The organism is Rhodococcus spelaei, from assembly GCF_006704125.1.
Classification (GTDB): domain Bacteria; phylum Actinomycetota; class Actinomycetes; order Mycobacteriales; family Mycobacteriaceae; genus Rhodococcus_G; species Rhodococcus_G spelaei.
The window spans coordinates 239,831-265,060 of sequence record NZ_VIGH01000007.1 but is presented as its reverse complement, the minus strand read 5'-3'; the positions used below and the strand labels follow the sequence as shown (position 1 = coordinate 265,060).

Annotated in this window: 25 protein-coding genes and 1 pseudogene; 14 read left to right on the top strand and 12 right to left on the bottom strand. The window is 70.1% G+C overall.

From position 1 onward, the window contains the following. Positions 1–10: 10 nt before the first annotated feature. A pseudogene (locus FK531_RS22740) lies at positions 11–124 on the top strand (membrane protein insertase YidC); the annotation flags it as partial. A 303-nt stretch (positions 125–427) separates the two neighbouring features. Here FK531_RS22740 and FK531_RS16645 read toward each other — a convergent pair. The 5 genes from FK531_RS16645 to soxR all read right to left on the bottom strand — a co-directional run bounded on the left by FK531_RS16645 (position 428) and on the right by soxR (position 3,032). Further along, positions 428–859: a lipase family protein gene (locus tag FK531_RS16645; protein WP_142101265.1), complete on the bottom strand. Its 432-nt coding sequence runs from the start codon at positions 857–859 to the stop codon at positions 428–430. Next, a complete protein-coding gene (locus FK531_RS22445; protein ID WP_181762992.1) occupies positions 856–1,023 on the bottom strand; it encodes a hypothetical protein in 168 nt (55 codons plus the stop codon). Before FK531_RS22445 ends, FK531_RS16645 begins: the two co-directional genes overlap by 4 nt. Before the next feature lie 127 nt (positions 1,024–1,150). After that, on the bottom strand, positions 1,151–1,423 hold the full coding sequence (locus FK531_RS16640; protein WP_142101264.1) for a hypothetical protein: 273 nt from the start codon (positions 1,421–1,423) through the stop codon (positions 1,151–1,153). 352 nt (positions 1,424–1,775) lie between these two features. Beyond that, the gene (locus FK531_RS16635) at positions 1,776–2,234 is read right to left on the bottom strand and encodes an Ig-like domain-containing protein (RefSeq protein WP_142101262.1); all 459 of its coding nucleotides are present in this window, start codon (positions 2,232–2,234) and stop codon (positions 1,776–1,778) included. Between the two features lie 315 nt (positions 2,235–2,549). Beyond that, entirely contained in the window at positions 2,550–3,032 is a 483-nt protein-coding gene (gene soxR / locus FK531_RS16630; protein WP_142101260.1) for a redox-sensitive transcriptional activator SoxR, read from the bottom strand. Between the two features lie 77 nt (positions 3,033–3,109). On the opposite strand from soxR, the gene FK531_RS16625 reads away from it, so the two are divergent. The 3 genes from FK531_RS16625 to FK531_RS16615 are packed head-to-tail and all read left to right on the top strand — an operon-like array spanning position 3,110 to position 5,389. Then, positions 3,110–3,826: an SDR family NAD(P)-dependent oxidoreductase gene (locus FK531_RS16625; RefSeq protein WP_142101258.1), complete on the top strand. Its 717-nt coding sequence runs from the start codon at positions 3,110–3,112 to the stop codon at positions 3,824–3,826. Continuing rightward, the gene (locus FK531_RS16620; RefSeq protein ID WP_142101257.1) at positions 3,823–4,893 is read left to right on the top strand and encodes an S-adenosylmethionine:tRNA ribosyltransferase-isomerase; all 1,071 of its coding nucleotides are present in this window, start codon (positions 3,823–3,825) and stop codon (positions 4,891–4,893) included. The genes FK531_RS16625 and FK531_RS16620 overlap by 4 nt, the downstream gene beginning before the upstream one ends. A gap of 7 nt (positions 4,894–4,900) precedes the next feature. Then, positions 4,901–5,389: a GNAT family N-acetyltransferase gene (locus FK531_RS16615; protein ID WP_142101255.1), complete on the top strand. Its 489-nt coding sequence runs from the start codon at positions 4,901–4,903 to the stop codon at positions 5,387–5,389. A 29-nt stretch (positions 5,390–5,418) separates the two neighbouring features. Here the strand turns inward: FK531_RS16615 and FK531_RS16610 are convergent, their stop codons facing one another. Next, positions 5,419–6,069, bottom strand: coding sequence for an ACT domain-containing protein (locus FK531_RS16610; protein ID WP_142101253.1), 651 nt, complete (start codon positions 6,067–6,069; stop codon positions 5,419–5,421). 280 nt (positions 6,070–6,349) lie between these two features. Here FK531_RS16610 and gatC point away from each other — a divergent pair, with 280 nt between their 5' ends. Together gatC and gatA are read left to right on the top strand one after the other, a co-directional pair. Beyond that, the gene (gene gatC / locus FK531_RS16605) at positions 6,350–6,649 is read left to right on the top strand and encodes an Asp-tRNA(Asn)/Glu-tRNA(Gln) amidotransferase subunit GatC (protein ID WP_142101251.1); all 300 of its coding nucleotides are present in this window, start codon (positions 6,350–6,352) and stop codon (positions 6,647–6,649) included. Then, positions 6,646–8,118 (top strand): Asp-tRNA(Asn)/Glu-tRNA(Gln) amidotransferase subunit GatA, encoded by a 1,473-nt coding sequence (gene gatA / locus FK531_RS16600; RefSeq protein ID WP_142101249.1) that lies wholly within the window; start codon positions 6,646–6,648, stop codon positions 8,116–8,118. Before gatC ends, gatA begins: the two co-directional genes overlap by 4 nt. 60 nt (positions 8,119–8,178) lie before the next feature. Here gatA and FK531_RS16595 read toward each other — a convergent pair whose 3' ends face one another. Genes FK531_RS16595 through FK531_RS16585 form a run of 3 tightly spaced genes read right to left on the bottom strand, consistent with a single transcriptional unit; the run spans position 8,179 to position 11,431 of the window. Continuing rightward, a complete protein-coding gene (locus FK531_RS16595) occupies positions 8,179–9,315 on the bottom strand; it encodes an NAD(P)/FAD-dependent oxidoreductase (RefSeq protein ID WP_142101247.1) in 1,137 nt (378 codons plus the stop codon). Positions 9,316–9,356: 41 nt separating this feature from the next. Further along, complete coding sequence (locus FK531_RS16590; protein ID WP_142101245.1) at positions 9,357–10,760, bottom strand: alpha/beta-hydrolase family protein; 1,404 nt, start codon at positions 10,758–10,760, stop codon at positions 9,357–9,359. Beyond that, a complete protein-coding gene (locus tag FK531_RS16585; protein WP_246098210.1) occupies positions 10,757–11,431 on the bottom strand; it encodes a hypothetical protein in 675 nt (224 codons plus the stop codon). Before FK531_RS16585 ends, FK531_RS16590 begins: the two co-directional genes overlap by 4 nt. Positions 11,432–11,558: 127 nt before the next feature. Between FK531_RS16585 and FK531_RS16580 the strand changes: the two genes are divergently transcribed. The 5 genes from FK531_RS16580 (at position 11,559) to FK531_RS16560 (ending at position 17,661) form a co-directional block, all read left to right on the top strand. Then, a complete protein-coding gene (locus FK531_RS16580) occupies positions 11,559–12,839 on the top strand; it encodes a sensor histidine kinase (protein ID WP_142101243.1) in 1,281 nt (426 codons plus the stop codon). Between the two features lie 9 nt (positions 12,840–12,848). Continuing rightward, on the top strand, positions 12,849–13,511 hold the full coding sequence (locus tag FK531_RS16575) for a response regulator (RefSeq protein ID WP_142101241.1): 663 nt from the start codon (positions 12,849–12,851) through the stop codon (positions 13,509–13,511). Positions 13,512–13,608: 97 nt separating this feature from the next. Beyond that, a complete protein-coding gene (locus FK531_RS16570) occupies positions 13,609–14,640 on the top strand; it encodes a 6-phosphofructokinase (RefSeq protein WP_142101239.1) in 1,032 nt (343 codons plus the stop codon). A gap of 163 nt (positions 14,641–14,803) precedes the next feature. Then, positions 14,804–16,324 (top strand): Asp-tRNA(Asn)/Glu-tRNA(Gln) amidotransferase subunit GatB, encoded by a 1,521-nt coding sequence (gatB, locus tag FK531_RS16565; RefSeq protein ID WP_142101237.1) that lies wholly within the window; start codon positions 14,804–14,806, stop codon positions 16,322–16,324. A gap of 137 nt (positions 16,325–16,461) precedes the next feature. Next, positions 16,462–17,661, top strand: a complete 1,200-nt coding sequence (locus tag FK531_RS16560; protein ID WP_142101235.1) for a cation:proton antiporter — start codon at positions 16,462–16,464, stop codon at positions 17,659–17,661. A gap of 68 nt (positions 17,662–17,729) precedes the next feature. Here the strand turns inward: FK531_RS16560 and FK531_RS16555 are convergent, their stop codons facing one another. Beyond that, positions 17,730–18,884: a PQQ-dependent sugar dehydrogenase gene (locus FK531_RS16555; protein ID WP_142101233.1), complete on the bottom strand. Its 1,155-nt coding sequence runs from the start codon at positions 18,882–18,884 to the stop codon at positions 17,730–17,732. 90 nt (positions 18,885–18,974) lie between these two features. Here FK531_RS16555 and FK531_RS16550 point away from each other — a divergent pair, with 90 nt between their 5' ends. Continuing rightward, the gene (locus FK531_RS16550) at positions 18,975–19,880 is read left to right on the top strand and encodes a DoxX family protein (RefSeq protein ID WP_246098209.1); all 906 of its coding nucleotides are present in this window, start codon (positions 18,975–18,977) and stop codon (positions 19,878–19,880) included. A gap of 96 nt (positions 19,881–19,976) precedes the next feature. Here FK531_RS16550 and ilvD read toward each other — a convergent pair whose 3' ends face one another. Both ilvD and FK531_RS16540 read right to left on the bottom strand, forming a co-directional pair. Next, complete coding sequence (gene ilvD / locus FK531_RS16545) at positions 19,977–21,818, bottom strand: dihydroxy-acid dehydratase (RefSeq protein WP_142101231.1); 1,842 nt, start codon at positions 21,816–21,818, stop codon at positions 19,977–19,979. A gap of 146 nt (positions 21,819–21,964) precedes the next feature. Continuing rightward, entirely contained in the window at positions 21,965–22,468 is a 504-nt protein-coding gene (locus FK531_RS16540) for a PH domain-containing protein (protein WP_142101229.1), read from the bottom strand. A gap of 283 nt (positions 22,469–22,751) precedes the next feature. On the opposite strand from FK531_RS16540, the gene FK531_RS16535 reads away from it, so the two are divergent. After that, positions 22,752–24,704 (top strand): acetolactate synthase large subunit, encoded by a 1,953-nt coding sequence (locus FK531_RS16535; RefSeq protein WP_142101227.1) that lies wholly within the window; start codon positions 22,752–22,754, stop codon positions 24,702–24,704. Continuing rightward, positions 24,701–25,204: an acetolactate synthase small subunit gene (gene ilvN / locus FK531_RS16530; protein ID WP_142101225.1), complete on the top strand. Its 504-nt coding sequence runs from the start codon at positions 24,701–24,703 to the stop codon at positions 25,202–25,204. Before FK531_RS16535 ends, ilvN begins: the two co-directional genes overlap by 4 nt. Positions 25,205–25,230: the final 26 nt, after the last annotated feature.

Below are 25,230 nucleotides of genomic sequence, written 5' to 3'. Positions count from 1 at the left end.
CTACTACCCGGTGCCCGGAATTTTGTGGATCTGGCGCACAGTCTTCGGCTTCATTTTCGGCGCAAACAGCGGCATCGCGTGGGCGCTTGCCGTTGTGTTCCTGGTCTTTACCCTGCGGGCGGTGGCCTGACGGCGCGCGTTGATGGGCTGGACGATCAACACCGGCTTCATCGTGAACTATGCACTTGAACCTTGCCTCCACCGCCGTCAAGATCCATAACCCGAGGACGTAGGTGGGCGAGTCCACTGCCCGTGCGGCTCAGCTGGCGACGGCCACTCGGTTTCTGGGTGGGCGGCGGCGCGCTACGGGTAGAGCTGATCCACAACCCAATTCGCGGCGTCCGGGCTCGACCGAAGGCTCGAGTGAACCACCAGGGGGGCGCCGGGGAACAAGTCTTCTAGAAGATGTTGGTGACGCCGGGCTCGGTCATGAACGAGCAGGGTCCAGCGGGGTGGCGACCGCGTCGTTCTTGGTCGCAATCACCGCGTAGCGCACCCCGGGCTGGGTGAGGGGGCCGTCGTCCATCACGGCTTGATAGACCTCGGAGACGGGACTGAGCTGCAGCGCGGACGCCATGTCCGGCATCGCCGCCGTCATCACCGGCAACGGCCAGGGCATCGCCTGCAGGACCTGCACCGGGGTGAGCGGCGGATCTGTCACCCCGTATTGAGTCAGTGGGCCCGCGCCGTCGCGGCCGCGCACCTCGGGTGCCAGCAGGGCGACATTGTGCACGTCCGCGCCGCCGCCAAGCACTTTGAGGTAGAAGTTCGCCACGAAAGACCCTGCCGAGTGGGCGACGTTGTCGACCTTTGCCGCCCCGGTGGCCTTCTTGACGTCGGCGCTGGGCAGCACGATCACCGGAACGGCCGGGCATCGGTGGGGCGGCAGTCGACGGGCGGCTCGATCGCCGATCCTGCCGGTACCTGCGGCGCGGATGAGCCGGCGTCGGGAGCCGCGGTGGCGGGTCCCGACGCGATCGCCAGTGCGCCCCCGAGCACCACCGCCAACACTCCCGCCCGCATGGCCACAGATCGTCCGTAGCGCCTGATCATCATGTGCTGCACTCGCCATATGTAGAGCTGGGCGAAGTTCAACCCCGGGCGGGCGGAAGCGAAGCCGACTGGGCGCGCCTACGGTCTGAAGGAGAGCTCAGGAGCCTGATATCGCCAACTGTGAGACCAAAATCTGCGGGGCGGCAACCAATATCCGCGAGGGGGAGAAGTTGCAGGTAAATTCATCACATCCGATCGAGGGGAAGTCGCCGTAGACGGGGATGCCGAGCAAGCCGGCGAGGGGGCCGCTCAGGCTGCCACCGGCGGGTTCCGCGGCCGACGCCGTGCCCCCGCCGAGGGCCAGACCGCCGCCGAGCAGAGCCGTGGCGACAAGGACGGACGCGCAGCGGCGCGCCAGGGATCGAGACATGGCAGATTCCTTCGCTCGAGGTGTGATGACGGGGCGGCCACACCCATCGGACGCCCACTGACCGCGCCAGCATAGGGGCTGTCCGCCCGCCCGACGGCCGAACCCGAGAATTGGCGTCTTCGCAGGTCAGTCATTCGGGAGTGCCAATCGTGGTGCCGATCCGGTCGGCCGAAGCAGATCTGCCGTCCGTTCGTCGTCGGCGATACCACCTACGAACCGGGCCAGCTGGTCAAGGCAGGGGTCGGTCGGCATGAAAGTTCCGGTCGCAGCTCCGCTCGTCAACAACTACGGGGCTCGAGGAAACGCCCCCCACCGGGGGGTGGGGGGGTGTCGCTGCCGGGCCGGAATTGACCTAACGGATCTCGTGTCCGCGAGCGCTTCCGCCGTCGAACGTCTCGAGCGCATATTGGAACCGCAGGAAGGTAGCCTGCACGGAATTGTCGTCGATGATGTCCAGGGCGAACGAATCGGACAGGGTGCCTTGCTGGGCGGTCACCACGTAATGGCCTGCCGCCTGCGGTGTCCACGCCAGGTCAGCAAAGTTCAGGTTGTTGATCTCGACGGGCATGGCCGTGCCAACTACCGTGCCATTGAGCCTGAACGTGACTGGGGTGGCGGTATCGGTGACCTCAGCCCACAATTCGCAGCTCGATCCGGTCGCCACACATGCGAGCGGAACACCCAACGTACTCATTCCCACCTTCAGGGCGGTCGAGGCCGACGCCGTGCCCCCACCGAGGGCCAGACCGCCGCCGAGCAGAGCCGTGGCGACAAGGACGGACGCGCAGCGGCGCGCCAGGGATCGAGACATGGCAGATTCCTTCGTACGAGGTGTGATGACGGGGCGGCTACACCCATCGGACGCCCACTGACCGCGTCAGCATAGGGGCTGTCCACCCGCCCGACGGACGAATCCGAAAATCGGCGTCTTCGCAGGTCAACCGTTAGACGCAACGGATTCGGCCGACCGGATCGGCACTCCCGACGTTGTCGTGGGCCAAATTCTGGCCCGCCCCGGGTCTGGCAGCGACACGCCGCCAAGTCTGCTGGTCAGGGCCTCACCGATTTCCACCACTCCAGGGACTCTCCCTCAACGCCGGCGCTGAAGTTCGCGGTCTGCGTTCGCTCACCGGGTGATCGAGCTGCCGGCGGAGTCGTCGCGGTGCAACGCCCTCGGCAGGAAGGCGGCACCCGGTCCGTAGCTGGCTGCGGCGTCGCCGGGATTCGACAGCGCGCAGGTCTTGAGCGACAGGCAACCGCAGCCGATGCACGAGTCCAGGCCGTCGCGCAGCGCCACCAGCGCGTCGATCTGCTCGTTGAGTCGGGTGCGCCAGTGCTGGGACAGTCGGGTCCAGTCCGCCCTGGTGGGTGTGCGCCCGCCGGGCAGATCGGTGAACGCGTCGGCGATCTCCTCGAGGCTCAGTCCGATGCTGCGCGCCGCCCGGATGAAGGCGATCCGCCGCAACACGCTGCGCTGGTATCGACGCTGATTGCCGGACGTTCGGCTCGACTCGATCAGGCCTTCGCTCTCGTAGTACCTCAGGGCCGACGCGGCGAGCCCGCTGCGTCGGGTCACCTCGCCGACCGTCAGCAGGTCCGTGGTCCGCACGTTGTCGCCCTCCTTGACATCAAGTGAACTTCAACTTCCAGGATGGACTCAGAAGCCGTTGACGGCAAGGAGCTCTCATGGACACCGCTCGAACAGCACTGGTCACCGGGGGATCGGCGGGACTCGGCCGCGCCCTCGCTCGCGAACTCGTTCGCCGCGGCTGGGAGGTGGTCATCACCGGACGACGCCCCCAACGACTGCGGGCGGTGGCGGCGGAGTCGCCTGCGATGACGCCGATCGTCGGTGACGTGACCGACTCGCGGCATCGCACCGCACTGGTTGCCGAGGTGTCCCGGCGCGGCAGGCTCGACCTGCTGGTCAACAACGCCAGCGCGCTCGGGCCGAGTCCGTTGCCTGTGTTGCGGGACTACCCGGAGCAGGCGCTGGCGGAGGTGTTCGCGACCGACGTGCTCGCCCCGCTCGCGCTGATCGCCGACCTACTGCCGTGGGCTCACAGCGCTGGTGGAGTCGTGGTGAACATCACCTCGGACGCCGCGGCGGAGGCCTATCCGGGGTGGGGTGGCTACGGTGCGGCGAAGGCCGCCCTCGACCACGCGAGTGCGGTGCTGGCGGTCGAGGAACCCGACGTCGCCGTGTACTCGTTCGACCCAGGCGACATGCGTACCGCCATGCATCAGGCGGCCTTCCCGGGGCAGGACATCTCCGACCGGCCGGAGCCCGAGACGGTGGTCCCCGCGCTGCTCCGACTGCTCGACGAACGACCGCCGAGCGGACGGTACCGGGCCGCCGACCTGACCGCGGCGTGGGACGACGCGGTGGGGGCACGGCGATGACCACCGCCGACCGGACGTCCGAACCCCGGACCCGGTTCGAGTTGTCGCACCGGCAGGAGGCCGACGTTCCGCCGGAGGCGAGGGGGCTGGCACGCGACGGCGTCCGGTTGCTCGTGTCCGATCGGGAAAAGCTCGAGCACAGCGTCTTCCGTGACATTCCGCGGTTCCTGCGCGCCGGCGACCTGCTGGTGGTGAACACCTCCGCGACCCTGCCGGCAGCGGTGGACGCCGAGATCGACGGCGAGGGCCGCGTGGTCGTGCACTTCTCCACCCCGCTCGGCTCCGGCCCGCTCGGTGGACAGGACTGGGCGGTCGAGGTTCGTGGGCCCGGTCCGGTCACCGGGCCGCTGCCCGGAATCGGCGTCGGGACACGGATCCGACTGCCGCGCAACGCCTCCGTGATGCTCCTGGAGCCGTGGCCGCCCGGGTCGCGCCGGCTGTGGCGGGCGCGGGTGGACGGGATGGCGGACGTGACGTCGGACCTGCTGGCCGCGGAGGGCAGGCCCGTCACCTATGCGTACGTCTCCGGCCGCTGGCCGCTGCCCTACTACCAGACCGTCTTCGGTCGTGATCCCGGCAGCGCTGAAATGCCCAGCGCGGGAAGGCCGTTCACAGACGTTCTGATCGCCGATCTGGTGGCGCGGTCGGTGCTGGTGGCGCCGGTGCTGCTGCACACCGGTGTCTCGTCGCCGGAGGCGGGCGAGCCGCCCCTGCCGGAGCGGTATGCGGTGCCGGCGACCACCGCCCGGTTGGTCAACGAGACCCGCGCCGCGGGCGGCCGGGTGATCGCGGTCGGGACCACCGTGACGCGGGCCCTGGAGACCGCGGCGACCGTCGGCGGGCGGGCGGTTGAGGGGGCCGGCTGGACCGATCTGGTGCTCGGCCGACACCGCCGCGCCCGGGTGGTGGACGGGTTGGTTACGGGGTGGCATGCGCCCGGCGCATCGCACCTGATGCTGCTCGAAGCCGTGGTGGGGGAGTCCGTCGTGCGGCGGGCATACGAGGCCGCGCTAACTCACGGCTACCTGTGGCACGAGTTTGGGGACAGCGCGTTGTTGCTGCGATAGTGACCCCATGATCACGATTCGCCCCGTCGACCCCGCCGACTTCGACGCCGTCGCACACCTCACTGTGGACACCTACGTGGGTGGCGGATTCGTCGCTGAATCCAGCAACTACGTTGCCCGGCTCCGCGACACCGCGGCCCGAGCGGACCAGGCCGAGGTCGTGGTGGCGGAGATGAACGGCGAGGTGGTCGGTTCGGTGACCATCGCGGAACCGGGCTCACCGTTCGCCGACGTCGCATCGACCGGCGAACTCGAGTTCCGGATGCTGGCCGTCTCGCCCGATTCGCGCGGCAAGGGAGCGGGCTCGGCCCTGGTGCGGCACGTCCTCGACGCCGCCTACGACCGCGGTCTGCACGCGGTGGTCATCTCGACGGAGCCGGAGATGGTCGACGCCCGACGCATCTACGACCGCTACGACTTCACCCCCGCGCCGGACCGGAACTGGGAGCCGGTGCCGGGGATGTCGCTCACCGTGCTGGTGCGCGAGATCGCCTGAGGCGCAGCCTTCGTGGAGGTCGGCGGTCCTCAGCCCAACACGGTGGCGACGATGCCGGCGAGGTAGCCGAGCCGAGCGATCTCGGACGGCCGGAAGTCCGGTCCGCCCGGCCTGCCGAGCAGGAGTGCTCGCCCGGAGTGCCCCAGTGGCGCCGCGGCGAGCGTGGTGTTCATGTCCTTCCAGAACTGGGGAACCCAGTCGGCCTCGCCGTCGAGCACTGTCGGCTTCTGCAGCGGCATCCACGGCACGTCACCGGCCTGGGTCTCGGGTGCACCCGGGCTGCCCACCACCCGGAAAGCGCCGTGCGGGCCGATGCCCACCACCACCGTCCATCCGACCCTCAGTACCCGCGCGGCGCCGTCGACCAGCACCTGCAGCCGGTCGTCGCGCGCGGTGGCGACCTGGTCGATCAGCTCGAGTTCGCGGTGCGTGTCGAGGAATCCCGAGTACGGGCGGATCGAGTCGACGTGGACTCCGCTCAGCTGCTCGGCCGCGGTGATGAGGGTGTCCGGCAGCGAGCCCTGTGCGACGTCGACCACGAGGTCGTCCACCGCCACGCCCGCGCCACGCTCGACCACGTCGAGCGAGAGGATGTCCGCGCCGACCGAGCCCAGTGCGACTGCCAGCGAACCCAGACTGCCGGGCCGGTCGGGGAGCTGGACACGCAGTAGATAGGACACACCGATTCCTTCGTCGCGCAGATCGCCGGAGGTCGTCGTTGCCCCCGCAGGAGTCATCCTTTCACCATCGACCGACGGCGGCGGATCCCAACATGGCGGAGCTCTGGCGGACCGGTCGAGAACCCGCAGCTCGCCGCAAAATGGTCACATCGCCGACATGTGGCCGCCGCGGGATCGAAACGCGGGCGGCGCGATCGAAGGCGCTGCCCGCAGCGGGATCGGCCGCAGCCGATAGGCTGACAGGCGATCGTTGTCCGTTGACCTGAAAGGGGCCCACGCGGTGCCTGCCATCTCCCGTGACGAGGTCGCCCACCTCGCCCGGCTGTCCCGGCTCGCGCTGTCCGACGCCGAACTCGACGAGTTCGCCGGCCAGCTCGACTCGATTCTCAGCCACGTCAAGGCCGTCGCGGAGGTCGCCGCGGACGACGTGCCCCCCACCGCGAGCCCGAACCCGATCACCAACGTGACGCGACCGGACGTCATCGTGCCGGGCCTGACCCCGGAGCAGGCGCTCTCGGGCGCCCCGGCCGTCGAGCAGGACCGTTTCGCCGTGCCGCAGATCCTGGGAGAAGAGCAGTGACCGCCGACCTCACCGCGCTCGACGCGTCCGTCCTCGCGACCAAGATCCACACGCGCGAGGTCTCCTCCGTCGAGGTCACCCAGGCGCATCTGGACCGGATCGTCGCCGTGGACGGCGAGCTCAATGCCTTCCTGCACGTGGCGGGGGAGCAGGCACTCGCGGCCGCGAAGGACGTCGACGACTCCCTCGCGGCGGGGAACGCCCCCGCGTCCGCGCTCGCCGGAGTGCCGTTGGCGCTCAAGGACGTGTTCACCACCGCCGACATGCCGACCACCTGCGGCTCGAAGATCCTCGAGGGCTGGGTCGCGCCGTACGACGCGACGCTGACCACGAAGCTGCGCGAGGCCGGGATCCCGGTCCTCGGCAAGACCAACATGGACGAGTTCGCGATGGGCTCGTCCACCGAGAACTCCGCGTACGGACCGACCCGCAACCCGTGGGACACCACCCGGATCCCCGGCGGCTCGGGCGGCGGCTCGGCGGCGGCGCTCGCGTCCAACCAGGCCCCGCTCGCGATCGGGACCGACACCGGCGGGTCGATCCGTCAGCCCGCAGCCGTCACCGCGACCGTCGGCACGAAGCCGACCTACGGCACCGTCTCGCGGTTCGGCCTGGTCGCGTGCGCGTCCTCGCTGGACCAGGGTGGCCCCTGCGGGCGCACCGTCCTCGACACCGCGCTGCTGCACGAGGTCATCGCCGGCTACGACCCGCGCGACTCCACGTCGATCGATGCGCCGGTCCGGCCGGTCGTGGCGGCGGCGCGCCAGGGTGCCACCGGTGACTTGAAGGGCGTGCGCGTCGGCGTGGTCAAGGAGCTGCACTCCGACAGCTACCAGCCGGGCGTGATCTCCTCCTTCGACGCCGCGGTCGCCCAACTCACCGAGCTCGGCGCCGAGGTGGTCGAGGTGTCCTGCCCCAACTTCGAGTACGCCCTCGCCGCCTACTACCTGATCCTGCCGAGCGAGGTGTCCTCGAACCTGGCCCGCTTCGACGCGATGCGGTACGGCCTGCGCGTCGACGACGGCAACATGAGTGCCGACCAGGTGATGGCCGCGACGCGCGCCGCCGGATTCGGCAAAGAGGTCAAGCGCCGCATCATGATCGGCACCTACGCGTTGTCGTCGGGCTACTACGACGCCTACTACGGTTCGGCGCTCAAGGTCCGCACGCTGATCGCCCGCGACTTCGACCGGGCCTACGAGTCCGTCGACGTGCTGGTCTCGCCGACCAGCCCGTTCACGCCGTGGAAGCTGGGCGAGAAGGTCGACGACCCGTTGGCGATGTACCTGTCGGACCTGTGCACGCTGCCGACCAACCTGGCCGGGCACTGCGCGATGTCGGTGCCGTCGGGATTGTCCGCGGACGACGGCCTGCCGGTCGGGCTGCAGATCATGGCTCCCGCCATGGCCGACGAGCGCCTGTACCGGGTCGGCGCGGCCTACGAGGCGGCTCGCGGCCCGATCAAGTAGCGCTCCGCGCCTGTGCGCGCGTTTCACCCCGACTGGGGTGAAACGCGCGCACAGTTCGCGTCACCCGGTGAACCAGCGGCGACGCCGGGTCGCCGCGAAATCCGCCTTCTCCTGGGCGAGTTCGGCCGACGGCCCGTAGAGCGGCGCGACCGGCGCGGGACCCGAGAGGAAGTCGGCGTCCACCTTGGCGACGAGTCCGCCGCCGAACTCGATGTAGCACGATCCCTGGCCGCGGTACTTCTCCGGCGGCGGGGATCCGCGCAGCTGTGCGGCGATACCGGCGGCGACCGTCCGGGCGGCGTTCTCGGCGAAGACGCCGGCCCGGGGGACGGGGGCGTCCGCGCAGTCGCCGACCGCGTAGACACCCGGGTACGGCGTGGCGAGCGTGCCCGGGTCGACGCGGATCCAGCCGTCCGCACCGCCCTCGGTCAGCCCCGACGCCTCGACCACCTCTGGCACCCGGTGCCGCGGGATCCCGATGAACAGGTCGTAGGCGAGTTCACCGTCGCGGGTGGTCGCCACGTGACGGACCGGGTCGAGCGACTGGACGCGCAGTCCGGGCGTGTACCCGATGTCGCGTTCGCCCAGCGCCGCGACCAGCGCCGCCGAGGTCTCCGCGGACACCGGGATCGGGGCGGGCATCGGGGAGACGACATGGATGCGTGCGGCGTCGCGGAGACCTCGACGGGTGAGGTGGTCGTGCAGCAGCAGGGCGCCCTCGTACGGGGCGGGCGGACACTTGAACGGCACGCTCAGGATCCCGATCAGCACGGTCCCGCCGGTGAACTCGGCGAGGCGGTCCCGCAGCCGGCAGGTGCCGTCGATCGAGTAGTACTCGTGGCCGTCCTCGACGAATCCGGGCGTCGCGGCGTGGTCGTAGTCGGCGCCGAGCGCCACGACGAGGGTGTCCGGTTCGTACTCCGACCGGTCGGTGACGACCCGCCGGGTCCGTGGATCGATCGAGGTCACCCGCTCCTGACGGAACTCGACGCCCGGTCGGGTGAGGTCGGCGTACGGGATCCGGACGGCCTCGGGCGCCTTGTCGCGGAACAGGATGTCGATCTTGGAGAATCCGAAGGTGAACGAGTCGTTCTGGTCGACGAGGACGACACGAGCCTCGTCGGCCAGCGACTCCGAAATGCATGCGGCCAACTCGAGCCCCCCGAAACCGGCACCGAGAATCAGGACGGTGTGCATTCGTCCAGTGTCCTCGTGCGTCCGGGCCAGGGGAAGGGCGTTCAATCGGCGTCCGGCGGTGCGCACTGCGGCAGCGCGGTGCCCTGGTCCGTCCCGTACCGGTGCCCGTGTCCGGCCGGGGCGTCCAGTGCGGTCAGCAGGTCGACGGTGGTCTGCACGAAGCTGACCACGGGCAGCCAACCCGGTGTCGGGGCGTCGGGTCGGGTTTCGTCCAGCCGGGGCGGCGCGACGAGCAGTCGGGGCGACCAGCGGACGACCGGGTCGGAGGCATTCGCGAGCACCGTCGCGCCGTCCGTGCGCACGGCGCCGGCAGGCGGGCCCGCGTACAGGGCGCCGCACGGGGCTGCGACGGTCGGGTCGCGCAGCGCCGCGCTGGCGCCCACCGAGCCGAGGCTCTGGCCGTACAGGTAGACGTTGGGCCGGCGGTCCGTCGGCAGCTGCGAGACACGCTGTGTCACAGCGGAGTACAGGGCGCGTGCCGATTCCTGTGCGGCGTCGCGACCGAAGACGAATGTCACCCAACTGGGCGCGACCGAGTACTGCACCGCGACCTCGGCGACATCGCCGGCGAAGCGCCGCTCGAAACCGGCCACCGCGTTCGCGTCGAGCCAGCCGGAACCGGTGGGCACCGCGACCACCACGTTCGCACGGTCGAATCCGCCGGACCTGTCGAGTTCACGGACCGCGAGCCGCACCCGGGAGTCGAGGTCGGGCGCGGTGTCCACGCCGACGTACGTGCGGGCCACGCTCGGCGCTGCGGGCGCCGCGACGAATCGGCGTCCCTCCGCGCCGAGCGAGTCCCAGGGCGTCAGCGATGCCGCGCTGCCCGACATCGAGGGCGACGAGGGTTGTGGCAGTGCGGGATCCACGGTGGAGTTCGAGCTGGCGTAGGAGCTTGCGAGCTGGTTCCACACCGCGGGCGCCGCCCAGAAGGTGATGGCGAGGCAGGCCGTGACGAGTGCGGCCAGCGTGCGCGCGGTGCCGAGCCTGCGTCCGAGGGCGTGAACAACGCCACCGATCCCGACGAGCAGGGCGCACACCGCCGCGCCGCCCGCCAGGACCAGGAGCCAGTGCCCGGGCCCGACCGCCGGAGCGCCCATCGCGGCGCGCAGTTCGTTCTGCCAACGGTCCGCGACCAGTACCGACCACCCGAGCACCACGGCCCCGGTCAGCGCCGCGAGCGGACGCGCCGAGCCGCCCGAACCGGGTCGGTGCCGAGGCATTCGGCGCCACAGGGCGGCCAGTCCCCACCCGAGCGCCGTCAGCACGCCGGTGAGCAGCGCCTGGGTCGTCGCTCCGCGCGGCAGCAGCGAGGGGGCGAGCGAGATCGCCGCGGTCGTCGTCAGAGCCACCGTGGTGGCCACCCGTGGACCCGCCAGGGACAGCCCGGCAGTCCAGCCGGCGAGGTGCCGGTCGAATTCCGCTGCGGGAGAATCGAAGATCATGCCGGCACCGCCCCTCCGGCCGGCGTGGTCGCGAACTCCGGTTCGCGGCGGCGCCGATGCACCACCGCGGCGCCGACCAGCAGGGTGATGCCCACCCCGCCGGCGAGCGCGTACGCACCGATCGGCTCGGGGCGTGGGGCGTCGTAGTTCTGCCGCCACGAGTTGGAGTTCACGGCGGCGGTCGCGACATTCGCCATCACGTAGCAGGAGGTCCGGGACTCGTCGTCCGGTCGCGTGGCGCAGGCGGCGTGCATGCGCTCGTCGAGCTGTCGGTCCAGGGCCTGGCGCGCCCACGGTCCGAGCGGTGCGCCGGCGACGTCCGCGTACCGCAGCAGGTCGTAGCCGAGATCGTGCCCCTTGCAGGCGGTGTCGAATTCGGCGGGCAGGGGTACCGGCGAGGAGCAGTCACCGTGCGGGTTGACGAGCATTCCGTCGATCCGCGTCGGCCGGTACCCCATCACTGCGTCGAAGTCGACCGGCATCGCTGCGGCGGCGGTCGCGGGGTCGGTGGAGGTGACGGTCTCGATCGCCCGAGCGGCCGAGGCCTGGGCCGTGCTGGCGGCGGCGTCGAGAGCGGGCCCGGTCGAGGCATCGGCAGGGTGCGGCGCGAGCGCGGTGGTCAGGGCGATGGCGCCGCCGACGGTGAGCACTGTCCAGGTGGTTTTCCGCATGTCATCGACGCTAGGAATCGAGAACACACGGGCACATCACCCTGCGGCGCGGTCGTCGGCTCGCACCCGGGAGGCGAGCGGGTGCGCCCCTCATACCTGGGTGCCAGTGCGCATCTCACTCCGAGGTATGAGGACTTTCCGGGTCGGGATTCCTAGTCTTCTCGGTGTGAGGAAGAAGAAGAGGGCGTTGGACAGGGCCGCGCGCACCACCGCTACGGCGGTCGCGCCGAGGCTGAAGCGACTGACCGCCGGCCAGCGACTGGATCTGCTGGTGGTGTTCGTGAGTCTGGTCCTGTACGCGATCGCCTGGCCGACGCTACAGGTCACCCATCACGTGCCCGCCGGGGTGCAGCCGGTCATCGCCGGGCTCGCTGCATTGCCGCTTCTGCTGATTCGGGCGAATCCTGCTCTCGGATGGGCGATCTCGGCGGCCGGCGCGCTGGTGATCCCGCTGGTGTACGACCGCGCCGACGGCTACGACTTCCCGTGGCAGGTCGTGCACGTCATGGTGATCATGGCGTTGCTGCTCGCCGTGAGCATGCGCTCGCCGCTGCCCGTCGTCGGCGTCGCATGGATGGCCACCGCCCTGCTGTTCCTCGCCGACGCGCCCGGTCAGGACGGACGCGGCTGGGCGTTCGGGCTGACGGTCCTGGTCCTGTTCGGGCTGCTGATCCGCTGGCTCGTACTGTCCCGCCGTCAGCTCGCCCAGCAGGAGGAGGTCAACGAGGTCGAGCGGGCGCGGCGCGCGATCCTCGAGGAGAAGACGCGCATCGCGCGGGACCTGCACGACGTGGTCGCCCACCACATGTCCCTGGTGGTGGTGCAGGCGCAGAGCGCGCCGTACCGGATCGCGGGCGTCTCCCCGGAGGTGAAGGCCGAGTTCGAGTCGATCGGCGCGACGGCCCGCGAAGCGCTCAACGAGATCCGCGGCATGCTCGGTGTGCTCCGCAGCGACGGCCAACTCGCCGAGAACGCACCCGTCCCGGGCATCGGCCGCATCGACGAACTGATCGAGGGCAGCAGGCGCGCCGGGATGACGGTGTCGATCGAGCGCCACGGGCTGCCTGCGTCGATGTCGGACACTGCCGGGCTGGCGATCTACCGGATCCTGCAGGAGTCGCTGTCGAACGCGGCCCGGCACGCGCCGGGGGCCGCGGTCCGCGTCGCGCTCGCAGTCGAGGGCGCCCTGGCCACGCTGATCGTCGCCAACGACGCTCCGCCGAGCCCTCCCGCAGTCTCGTCGAGTCGATCGGGCGGTCACGGCATCATCGGTATGCAGGACCGGGCGCTGTCTGTCGGTGGCACGCTGACCGCGGTCTCCGCGCCCGACGGCGGCTTCGAGGTCCGCGCGAGAATCCCGATCGGGGCGACCCTGGCGGTGTCCGAGGTGCCCGTCGCACCGGCATAGGGTGGCCGGGTGGCGATCACGGTGTTCATTGCGGACGATCAGGCGATGGTGCGGCAGGGTTTCGGGGCGCTGCTCGCCGCCCAACCGGACATCAGCGTCGTCGGTGACGCCCCGGACGGGAAGGTCGCCGTCGCGGAGGTGCTGCGGCTGCGGCCCGACGTGGTCCTGATGGACGTGCGGATGCCGGAGATGAACGGTCTCGAGGCGGCCGACCGGATCCTGTCGGCATCGCTCGAACCGCCGGTGCGGGTGCTGATGCTGACCACCTTCGACATCGACGACTACGTCTACGAGGCGCTGCGGGTCGGAGCGAGCGGGTTCATGCTCAAGGACGCGCCCGCCGAGGAGTTGGTGCGCGCGGTGCGGGTGGTTGCGGACGGTGAGGCGCTGCTCGCGCCGACCGTCACCCGCAGGCTCATCGCGGACGTCACCAGCAGGCGGGCCGCACGACGGCCCGAACCCGCGCAGTTGTCCGCCCTGACCCCGCGCGAGCGGGAGGTGCTCGAACTCATCGCCCGCGGCCTGTCGAACACCGAGATCGCCGAGTCGTTGTTCGTGGCCGAACAGACCGTCAAGACCCACGTCGGGAAGGTGCTGGCGAAGCTGAACCTGCGCGATCGAGCGCAGGCCGTCGTGCTGGCCTACGAGACCGGGGTGGTCACACCGGGCTGACCGTCCGGAGCTTCCGGGGGTGCCGGGTCGGCCGAGCGAGGGCAGTATTGCCGGTAGTGGACCGAGCATTCCGACGCCGACGAACCGGGGGCAGTGCATGACCACGATCGGCATTCTCACCAGCGGTGGCGACTGCCCGGGCCTGAACGCGGTCATCCGGGGTGCGGTCCTCAAGGGCGACACTGTCTACGGGCAGCAGTTCGTCGGATTCCTGGACGGGTGGCGTGGCCTGGTCGAGGGTGAGGCGATTCCGCTCGACCGCAGCCGGGTCCGTGGCCTGTCCCACGAGGGTGGCACCATCCTCGGGACCAGCCGGTTCGGACCGTTCCAGGGGCCGAACGGCGGGGCCGACAACATCGCCCGCACCCTCGAGCGACTCGACGTCGACGCGGTGGTCGCGATCGGCGGCGAGGGCACCGCCGCCGCCGCCCAACGCCTGTTCGACGAGGGGATCAAGATCGTCGGCGTCCCGAAGACCATCGACAACGACCTCGATCAGACCGACTACACGTTCGGCTTCGACACCGCGGTCGAGATCGCGACCGAGGCGATCGACCGGCTGCGCACCACCGGCAACTCGCACAAGCGGTGCATGGTGCTCGAGGTGATGGGCCGCAACGCCGGGTGGATCGCGCTGCACTCGGGAACCGCGGGTGGCGCGCACGCGATCCTCATCCCCGAACAACCCGAGAGCATCGAACAGATCTGCGCGTGGGTCACCAGCGTCCGCGATCGCGGACGGTCGCCGATGGTGGTGGTCGCCGAGGGGTTCACGCTGCCGGACATGACCGCGGCGCACTCGACCAAGGGACTGGACGGGTTCGACCGTCCACGGCTCGGCGGCATCGCCGAACTGCTGGCCCCGATGATCCAGGAGCGCACCGGAATCGAGACCAGGGCGACGGTGCTCGGGCACATTCAGCGCGGCGGCGTGCCGACCGCGTTCGACCGGGTGCTGGCCACCCGGCTCGGCATGGCGGTCACTGATCTCGTTGCGCGGCAACGGTGGGGGCACATGGTCGCGCTGCACGGGACCGAGATCGTCGAAGTCGGATTCGACGAGGCGCTCGTCGACCACAAGTCGGTACCCGATCACCGCTACCGCGAGATGCGGATCATCTTCGGCTGACGGCGGGCTACGGTCGCACCATTTCGGGCCACCGTGTACGGGATGGTCGCGCTGCGGCCGGCGAGGGTCGAGGGCACCTTGGGCCCGTGGCAGAAGGTGCACGAGCAGATCTACAACCTGGCCGATCTGCTGCTCCCGGTACGCGACGCATAAACTCGTGACCATGACTGCAGCCGGCCGGGTGGCGACCACGACAGACCTTCTCGACTACGACGAGGTGCTCGCGAAGTTCGAGCCGGTGATGGGCATGGAGGTGCACGTCGAGCTGCACACCGCGACCAAGATGTTCTGCCCGTGCCCGACCACCTTCGGTGCAGAGCCGAACACCCAGGTCTGCCCGGTGTGCCTGGGCCTGCCCGGGTCGATGCCGGTGGTCAACGAGAAGGCCGTCGAATCGGCGATCCGCATCGGCCTCTCGCTGAACTGTTCGATCACCCCGTGGGGCCGGTTCGCGCGGAAGAACTATTTCTACCCGGACCAGCCGAAGAACTACCAGATCTCCCAGTACGACGAGCCCATCGCGACCGAGGGCTACCTCGACGTGGTCCTCGACGACGGGTCCACCTTCCGGGTCGAGATCGAGCGCGCGCACATGGAGGAGGACACCGGCAAGTCGCTGCACGTCGGCGGCGCCACCGGACGCATCCACGGCGCCAGCCACTCGCTGCTCGACTACAACCGGGCCGGCGTTCCCCTCGTCGAGATCGTCACCAAGACCATCGAGGGAGCGGGTGAGCGCGCCCCCGAGGTCGCCCGCGCCTATGTCACCGCGCTGCGAGACCTGCTCAAGTCCCTGGACGTGTCCGACGTCCGGATGGACCAGGGCTCGATGCGCTGCGACGCCAACATCTCGCTGATGCCGATCGGCGCCAAGGAGTTCGGCACCCGCACCGAGACCAAGAACGTCAACTCGCTCAAGAGCGTCGAGGTGGCCGTCCGCTACGAGATGCGTAGGCAGGCCGCTGTTCTCAGCTCCGGTGGCGAGGTCATCCAGGAGACCAGGCACTTCCAGGAGGCCGACGGCACCACCTCGGCCGGTCGCCGCAAGGAGACCGCGGAGGACTACCGCTACTTCCCGGAGCCGGACCTCGAGCCGGTCGCGCCGAGCGCGGAGTGGGTCGAGGAGCTGCGCGGCACCCTGCCCGAACTGCCGTGGATCCGGCGCGGCCGCATCCAGGCCGACTGGGGCGTCTCCGACGAGGAGATGCGTGACCTGGTGAACTCCGGGGCACTGGAGTTGGTCATCGCCACCACGGAGGCCGGCGCTCCTGCCGACGCTGCGCGATCCTGGTGGGTGGCGTACCTGTCGCAGCAGGCCAACACCCGTGGCGTCGCGCTGGCCGAGCTCCCGATCACACCGGCACAGCTGGCCCGCATCATCGCGCTCGTCGCCGACGGCACCCTGGCGAACAAGCAGGCAAGGCAGGCTGTCGACGGCGTCCTCGCAGGCGAGGGCGAGCCGGACGAGGTCGTCGCGAAGCGAGAGCTTGCTGTGATGCGCGATGATTCGGCGCTGCAGGCGGCGGTCGACGCCGCACTCGCCGCGAACCCGGACATCGCCGAGAAGATCAGGTCCGGAAAGGTAGCCGCCGCGGGCAAGATCGTCGGCGACGTGATGAAGGCGACTCGCGGCCAGGCCGACCCGGCACAGGTCAAGGACATGGTCATCGCAGCCTGCTCGTAGCACCCCGCCGCGGCGCCGAGCGTGCACTTCTCGTCGGTCGCTCTCGGGCGATACCACGGTAAGTGCACTCTCGACGGCTGACGGGCTGACGGGCGATCCTGCGTGGAAACGTAGGGGGCGGCAAGCATAATCGGCCCATGCCTTCGGTCGGTGCGTCCCTGTTCTGGATCGCCCTGTGCGCGGTGATCGCGCCGCTGCTAGCCGGACTGGTGCCGCGCAAGCTGGTGCCCGAGGTGGTGCTGCTGCTGATCGCGGGCATCGTCATCGGTCCGCACGTCCTCGACATCGCGGTGGCGGGCAGCGAGATCGGCCTGCTCCGCGAACTCGGCCTCGGCATGCTGTTCCTGCTCGCCGGATACGAGATCGACACCAGTGAGCTGTCCGGTCGCGGCGGGCGACGCGCGTTGGTCACCTGGCTCGGATGCCTGGTTCTCGCCTTCGCAGTGGTCGGGCTGCTGGGGCTCACCGGGGCGATCAACGCGGAGATCGCGGTCGCGATCGCGTTGACGTCGACGGCCCTGGGCACCCTGCTCCCGATCCTCAAGGACAGCGGGATGCTCGAGACGCGGCTGGGCAGAACGGTGCTCAACCACGGCGCGTTCGGTGAACTCGGCCCGGTCGTCGCGATGGCGGTGCTGCTCGGTTCGCGGGGCGCGCTCGCCTCGCTGCTGGTGCTGGCGGCGTTCGCGGCACTGGCCGTGGCCGTCGCGTACATCCCCGCGAGTGTCCGCCGCGAGGGCTCGAAGCTGCTCGCGATCATCCGGCTCGGCTCCGAGACCACCGCGCAGACCACGGTGCGGCTCACGATCCTGCTGCTGGTCACGCTCGGCGCGCTGGCGACGATCTTCGACCTCGACATCATCCTCGGCGCGTTCGCGGCCGGGTTCATCCTGCGCCGGACCGTCCCCGCCGGGGACGAGAAGCTCGAGGCCAAGCTGGACGGGTTGGCGTTCGGGCTGCTGATCCCGGTGTTCTTCATCACCTCGGGGATGGCGATCGACGTGAAGGCTGTGGCAGCGGCGCCCGGCGTGCTGATCGCCTTCCTGCTGTTGATCCTGCTCGTGCGGGGGCTGCCGGTGTTCTTCGCGGAGCGCTTCGATCGCGGACCCGCAGGCACCGACGCGCCGCCGACCGTTCGTGACCGCGGGCGGGTCGCGCTCTACGCGGCGACAGGCCTGCCGCTGATCGTGGCCGTCACCGAGGTCGCGGTCGACGCGGGGCAGATGACCACCGCCAACGCCTCGATTCTGGTCGCGGCGGGCGCCATCACGGTGCTGGTGCTGCCGCTGAGTGCGTCGTTGCTCGCGCCGAAACCGGTCGAGGCCCACGTCCGCTAGCGCCGAGCGTGCAGTTGCCGTCGCGGCCACCCGACCGATGCGACGGCAACTGCACTTTCGTCGACTGCCTAGTCGAAGCCGCCGCCGCCCTGGGGGGCCGGGATCTTCACGACACGGTCGTCGGTGGGGCCGACCTCGTTGCCCGACTTGTTGACGGTCGAGACCCACACCTGGTTCTTGTCGCCCAGGGCGGCGCCGCCGAGCTGTCCGTACTTGTTCTGCGCCAACAGGGCCGGGGCCGCGGTTGCGGAGCCGGTGTGCGGGTCGAGCGCGACCAGCGCCAGCGCCTTGCCCGCCGTCAGCGACACCGCGACCGCGTCCGGGCCTGCCGCACAACCGGCGACGCCGGGACGGTCGGGCCAGGTCCACACCGGGACGCCCGCGGCGCCGTTGGGCGCGACGCGTTGCAGCCGGTCCTCGAGCGCGGTCCGGTCCGTCACCCAGACCCCGCCGCCGTGCGGGTCGACGCAGACGCCGCCCGCCGTACCGATGCCCGACAGTACGATCTGCGGAAGCGGTTGTCCGCCGGGCAGATCCGGGGTCAACGCGGTGACACGCAGCAGCTTTCCGGCCAGCGAGGCGGGATCGGTTGCGGCGCCGGGGTTGCCGGCATTGCCGGTGAGGACCATCAGTTCGTTCGGGGCGCTGAAGGCCAGTGCCCCCGCGTTGCCGGTCGCGCCGCGCGGGATGCCGGTGAGCACCGCCTTCGGTGCATCGCCCGGCGCGAGCCGCACCACTCGGTTGTCGGTGGCTGTGCTGACGTAGGCGTAGAGCAGGTTGTCCTCGACGTAGGTGGGGGACAGGGCGATCGAGAGCAGTCCGCCGTCGCCGGAGCCGTCGACGTCGAGGCGGGCGACCTCCTCGGGTGCGGTGCCAGGTGCGACCCGCAGGATCCGCCCGGTGCGGCGCTCCGTGACCAGGGCGGACTGCGCGCCGGGCAGCATCGTCAGGCCGCCGGTGGTGTCCAGGCAGGTGGCCACGACGTTCGGGTCGGCATCCTCGCAGGGTGCGAGTGCCCGTGGTGGCTCGGTCGTGCCGGCACTCGGGCTCGACGTCGGAGCCTGCTGACGTGGCTGCACCTCGCCACCCGCGGAGAAGGTCGGGACGGTGGTGAAGGGTGTCGAGGCGGTGTCGTCGAACCGGGCGCAGCCGGCGACGGCGAGGCCGACCAGACACGCGGACATCGACGCGGCAGCGGTGCGGCGAATCGACGGCAGTCCCATGCCTTCGAACGGTACGCAGCCGCGGGCGGGTACGACGCGCCGACCCTCGACCCGCTCCCGGACGCGCCGTCGCGCTCTACCCTGGGGTCCGTGACCGACAAGCCGCGACAGACCTCCGACCGTGACGCCGCCGAGCGATCGGTTTCGAGCCCGTTCGACCAAGCGACCGAACGGATCCCGACCACCGACGAGGACCTGGGTCTGCTTCCGACCGAGCAGATTCCGATGTACCGCGGCGCCCCGCTGCCGCCGCTGACGGCCGACGATCCGGTGGTCGAGCAGGTGCGCGCCGACACCGACGTCCCCTCCCATGACTTCGCCGCAAACGACTTCGCCGCCAACGACACCGAGGTGATGCGGCGCGACAACGTCACCGAGGAACTGCGCACCGCAGACTCCTTCGACCGCGAGCTGGCCGCGTCGTTCGCTGCGGGCCAGGCGGTGCCCGAGGTGGTCGCGCCCGCACCGGTGGTCGCGACGCCGCGCGGGACGCTGGATCTCGGACTGTTGGTGTTGCGGGTGGCGCTCGGTGCGGTCGCCGTCGTGCACGGGCTGCAGAAGCTCTTCGGCATCTGGGGCGGGCCCGGCCTGGACGGCTTCCAGACCTACCTGCTCGACGCGGGGTTCCAGCAGGCCCGACTGCTGGCGGTCGTCGGCGCGGTCGGGGAGGTCGCGGGTGGGCTCTGCCTGATCGTCGGGCTGCTGACACCGTTGGCCGCCGCAGGCCTGCTCGCCGTGATGATCAATGCGTGGTGCGTGCGACAGGCGGCGGAGCCGGGATTCCAGTTCTTCGCGCCGGCCGGTCCCGAGTTGGAGGCGGTGCTGGGCGCTGCGCTGGTCGCGCTGATCCTCACCGGCCCCGGACGGATCTCGGTGGACGGACGCCGCAAGTGGGCCACCCGCCCGCACGTCGGGTCGGCGCTGGCACTGGTTATCGGGGTGGCGGGCGGCGTGTGCCTGTGGATCTTCCTGAACGGCACGAATCCGCTGCGCTGACCCCTCAACGCAATCCGCACCCCGGATGTACGCGTCGCGGCCGCACGTGCGGGAGCGAGGCGCACAACCGGGGTGCGGATCGTGGTGCCGGGGTGCTTACGGAACCTGGCGGACGGCGCCCTTGTCGGCCGAGGTGGCGAGCGCCGCGTAGGCGCGCAGCGCGGTGGTGACGGTGCGCTGGCGGTCGACCGGCTGCCACGGCCGCTCGGACGCCTCCATCTTCGCGCGACGCTCGGCGAGCACGGTGTCCTCGACGAGGATCTCGAGGGTGCGGGTCGCGACGTCGATGCGGACCTGGTCACCGTTCTCCACCAGACCGATGACGCCACCAGCGGCGGCCTCCGGCGAGATGTGGCCGATCGACAGGCCCGAGGTGCCGCCGGAGAAACGGCCGTCCGTGACCAGCGCGCACTCCTTGCCGAGGCCGGCGCCCTTGAGGAATGCGGTGGGGTGCAGCATCTCCTGCATGCCCGGGCCGCCCTTCGGTCCCTCGTAGCGGACCACGAGGACGTCGCCCGACTTGATCTTCTTCTGCAGGATCACCGAGACGGCCTCCTCCTGCGACTCGACGACCAGCGCCGGGCCCTGGAAGGAGAACAGTTCCTCGTCGATGCCCGCGGTCTTGAGGATGGCGCCGTCGACGGCGACGTTGCCGCGCAACACGACCAGCCCGCCCTCGACGGTGTACGCGTGCTCCTTGTCGCGGATGCATCCGCCGGCGGCGTCCGTGTCCAGCGCGCTCCACCGGTTGTTCGTGGAGAACGGCTCCGTGGTGCGCACTCCGCCCGGCGCGGCGTGGAACAGTTCGATCGCCTCCTCGGAGGCCTTGCCGGAGCGGATGTCCCAGGTGTCGAGCCACTCGTCGAAGCTCTTCGTGTGGACCGTCGAGACGTCCGTCTCGAGCAGTCCGGCGCGGCGGAGTTCGCCGAGCAGTGCGGGGATGCCGCCGGCCCGGTGCACGTCCTCCATGTGGTAGTCCGAGTTGGGGGAGACCTTGGACAGGCAGGGCACCCGGCGACTGATCTCGTCGATGGTGTCGAGATCGAAGTCGACCTCGCCCTCCTGCGCGGCGGCTAGGGTGTGCAGCACGGTGTTGGTGGACCCGCCCATCGCCACGTCGAGCGCCATCGCGTTGCGGAATGCCTTGGGGGTGGCCACGTTCCGCGGGAGCACCGACTCGTCCTCGTCGCGGTAGTAGCGCAGGGCGGCCTCGACGACGGCGGTGCCGGCCCGGCTGAACAGGGCGCGGCGAGCCTCGTGGGTGGCCAGCGTCGAGCCGTTGCCGGGGAGCGCGAGACCGAGTGCCTCGGTCAGGCAGTTCATCGAGTTGGCGGTGAACATGCCCGAGCAGGACCCACAGGTCGGACACGCGCTGCGCTCGACCTCGTCGAGGCCCTCGTCCGACACCGAGTCGTTGGCGGACGCGGAGATCGCGGTGATCAGGTCGGTGGGGGCCTGGGCGACGCCGCCGACGACGACGGCCTTGCCGGCCTCCATCGGACCGCCGGAGACGAACACCGTCGGGATGTTGAGGCGCATCGCGGCATTGAGCATGCCGGGGGTGATCTTGTCGCAGTTCGAGATGCACACCAGAGCGTCGGCGGTATGCGCGTTCACCATGTACTCGACCGAGTCGGCGATGATCTCGCGGCTGGGCAGCGAGTAGAGCATGCCGCCGTGACCCATCGCGATGCCGTCGTCGACCGCGATCGTGTGGAACTCGCGGGGCACGCCGCCGGCGGCACGCACCGCCTCGGCGACGATGTCGCCCACGTTCTTGAGGTGCACGTGGCCCGGCACGAACTGGGTGTACGAGTTCGCGATCGCGACGATGGGCTTGCCGAAGTCGGAGTCGGTCATGCCGGTCGCGCGCCACAGCGAGCGCGCTCCGGCCGCATTGCGTCCGACGGTGGTGGTGCGTGACCTCAACGGGGGCATGGACGTGTCCTTGAGATATCGGGGCACGACCGAGCGTGCCGTGATCGGGGGAACTCGACGCGCGGGGGCTGCCGCGGCGAGCGGTCGCGGGGGTGGGCGGACCGCCCGACTGACGTCGGGTGCTTGCCGCCAACGGTACTCGCGTGTTAGTTCGCGTCCCGATCCGCGTCGGGCTGCTCGGCTGTTGCGTGCTGCTCGGCGTCGGCCTGCTCACGCTCCCGACGATCGCGGGCGGCCTGGTCGGCGGCGGCGTACGGATCGGTGACCCGGCCGCCGCTGGCGGCGGCCAGTTGCGGCAGCCGGCCGAAGGTCACCACCGGCAGGCGCACCTCGCTGCCGTCGGTGAGTTCGGCGAAGGCCCAGCCGCGCTTGGGGAAGCGGAAGCCCTTGATCTCGCTCCACGACAGGGTCCGGCTCGAGAACGCGCGGCGCAGTCGCAGGCCGTCCGCGTCGACGATCGTGCGGACGCGCAGCATCCAGTACGCGACCGCGATCGGGATGAGCCACAGCAGTGACGTGACCCACGAACTCGCGAAGATCACGAAGGTGAAACCGAATGCGAGCAGTCCGACGGCGAGGAGGCCGAGCTTCGAGATGTGTATGGACTGCTCGGCCGGATCCGCGGTGTGGGAGGATGGGCGTGGTGGCACGGGCTGCGATGGGGATGACACAGCACCATCCTCGCATCGCCGCCAGCGCTTCTCACATTCTGGGACAGCAGACTCATCAAAGTTGACTGTTTACCCTTGACGCGCCTACCTTCGAGCGCGTGAAGCAGAATGAGTTGCTCGTAATCGGCCGGCGCGTCGTCGCCTGAGTCGATCGAAGTCAACTCGCAAGCACGACGCGCCACCCTCGTCCAGCAGTGAATGCTGACGGGGGTTTTTTGTTGCCCGGAGTCAGCTAGAGATCGTCAAGACCAGAGGATTACCAGTGAGCGCACCAACAGCACGGCCGCAGCCCACGCCGCGCAAGTCGGGGGGCCAAGGTCAGCCCAGCCCCGCGACGGCAGCATCCCAGCCCGGCACCCGTCGCCAGGTCGCCCCCGAGCGGGTCACCGGCGCCCAGTCCGTGGTGCGTGCCCTCGAGGAGCTCGAGGTCGACACCGTGTTCGGCATTCCGGGTGGCGCGGTTCTCCCCGTCTACGACCCGCTCTTCGACTCGCAGAAGGTCCGGCACGTGCTGGTCCGGCACGAGCAGGGCGCGGGCCACGCCGCGACCGGCTACGCCCAGGCCACCGGCCGGGTCGGCGTCTGCATGGCCACCTCCGGTCCCGGTGCCACCAACCTGGTCACGCCGCTCGCCGACGCGCAGATGGACTCCGTGCCCGTCGTCGCCATCACCGGCCAGGTCGGTCGCAGCCTGATCGGCACCGACGCGTTCCAGGAAGCCGACATCTCCGGCATCACCATGCCGGTCACCAAGCACAACTTCCTCATCACCGACGGCATCGACATCCCGCGGATCATGGCCGAGGCGTTCTACCTCGCTTCCTCCGGTCGTCCCGGTGCCGTCCTCGTCGACATCCCCAAGGACGTCCTGCAGGCCCAGACCACGTTCTCGTGGCCGCCGGAGATGCGTCTGCCCGGCTACCGTCCGGTGAGCAAGCCGCACGGCAAACAGGTCCGTGAGGCCGCCCGGCTGATCGCCGAGTCCACCTCGCCGGTCCTCTACGTCGGCGGCGGCGTCATCAAGGCCGACGCGTCCGCCGAGCTGCTCGAGCTCGCGGAGCTGACCGGGATCCCCGTCGTGACCACGCTGATGGCCCGTGGGGCGTTCCCCGACAGCCACCCGCTGCACTGCGGCATGCCCGGCATGCACGGCACCGTGGCCGCGGTCGCCGCCCTGCAGAAGAGTGACCTGCTGATCACCCTCGGTGCCCGTTTCGACGACCGCGTCACCGGCCAGCTCGACTCGTTCGCGCCGGACGCCAAGGTCATCCACGCGGACATCGACCCCGCCGAGATCGGCAAGAACCGCTACGCGGACGTGCCGATCGTCGGCGACTGCCGCGAGGTCATCACCGAGCTGATCGAGGCGATCAAGGCGGACAAGGCCACCGGCACCACGATGGACCTGACGCAGTGGTGGGCCTACCTCGACGACATCCGCAAGACCTACCCGCTGGCGTACGGCAAGCCGTCGGACGGCGCGCTCTCGCCGGAGTTCGTCATCGAGGCGGTCGGCCGGCTCGCCGGTCCCGACGCGATCTACTGCGCCGGCGTCGGCCAGCACCAGATGTGGGCCGCGCAGTTCGTCAAGTACGAGAAGCCGCGCACCTGGCTCAACTCGGGTGGCCTGGGCACCATGGGCTACGCGGTGCCCGCCGCGATGGGCGCGAAGATGGGCATGCCCGACCGCGAGGTGTGGGCCATCGACGGCGACGGCTGCTTCCAGATGACCAACCAGGAGCTGGCCACCTGCGCAGTCGAGGGTGTCCCGATCAAGGTCGCGCTCGTCAACAACGGCAACCTCGGCATGGTCCGGCAGTGGCAGACGCTGTTCTACGACCAGCGCTACTCCAACACCAACCTCGGCACGCACGGCGCGGTCCGCATCCCGGACTTCGTCAAGCTCGCGGAAGCGTTGGGCTGCCACGGAATCCGTGTCGAGCGCGAGGAGGACGTCGAGGCGGCGATCCGCGAGGCGCAGTCGATCAACGACAAGCCCGTGGTCATCGACTTCATCGTCGGCAAGGACGCGCAGGTGTGGCCGATGGTCGCCGCGGGCACCAGCAACGACGAGATCCAGGCGGCGCGGGGAATTCGCCCGCTGTTCGACGACGACGAGACGGCCTCCGAGCCGGCCGTCATCCACGAGGCGATGGAACGCGAGCAGCGCGACGGCGAGGCCGCCGCTGCCACGGAAGCGGAGGACAACCAGTGAGCACCAGCCACACCCTCAGTGTTCTCGTCGAGGACAAGCCGGGAGTGTTGGCCCGTGTGGCCGCCCTGTTCTCGCGCCGGGGATTCAACATCGAGTCCCTGGCGGTCGGTGGCACCGAGCTGCCCGAGATCTCCCGAATGACCATCGTCGTGACCGTCGACGAGTTCCCGCTCGAGCAGGTGACCAAGCAGCTGAACAAGCTGATCAACGTCATCAAGATCGTCGAGCAGGACAACGAGGCGTCGGTGGCACGCGAGTTGGTCCTGATCAAGGTCAGGGCCGACGCAAGCGTGCGGACTCAGGTCATCGAAACGGTGAACCTGTTCCGCGCCAAGGTGATCGACGTCTCGCCCGAGTCGGTGACCGTCGAGGCGACCGGTACCCGGTCGAAGCTCGACGCTCTACTGCGGATGCTCGATCCCTACGGCATCCGGGAGATCGTGCAGTCCGGGGTGGTGGCGGTCGGACGTGGTCCGAAGTCCATCACCGCAGCCCGGTAGTACTTTCTAGACAACTTTCAGCCAGG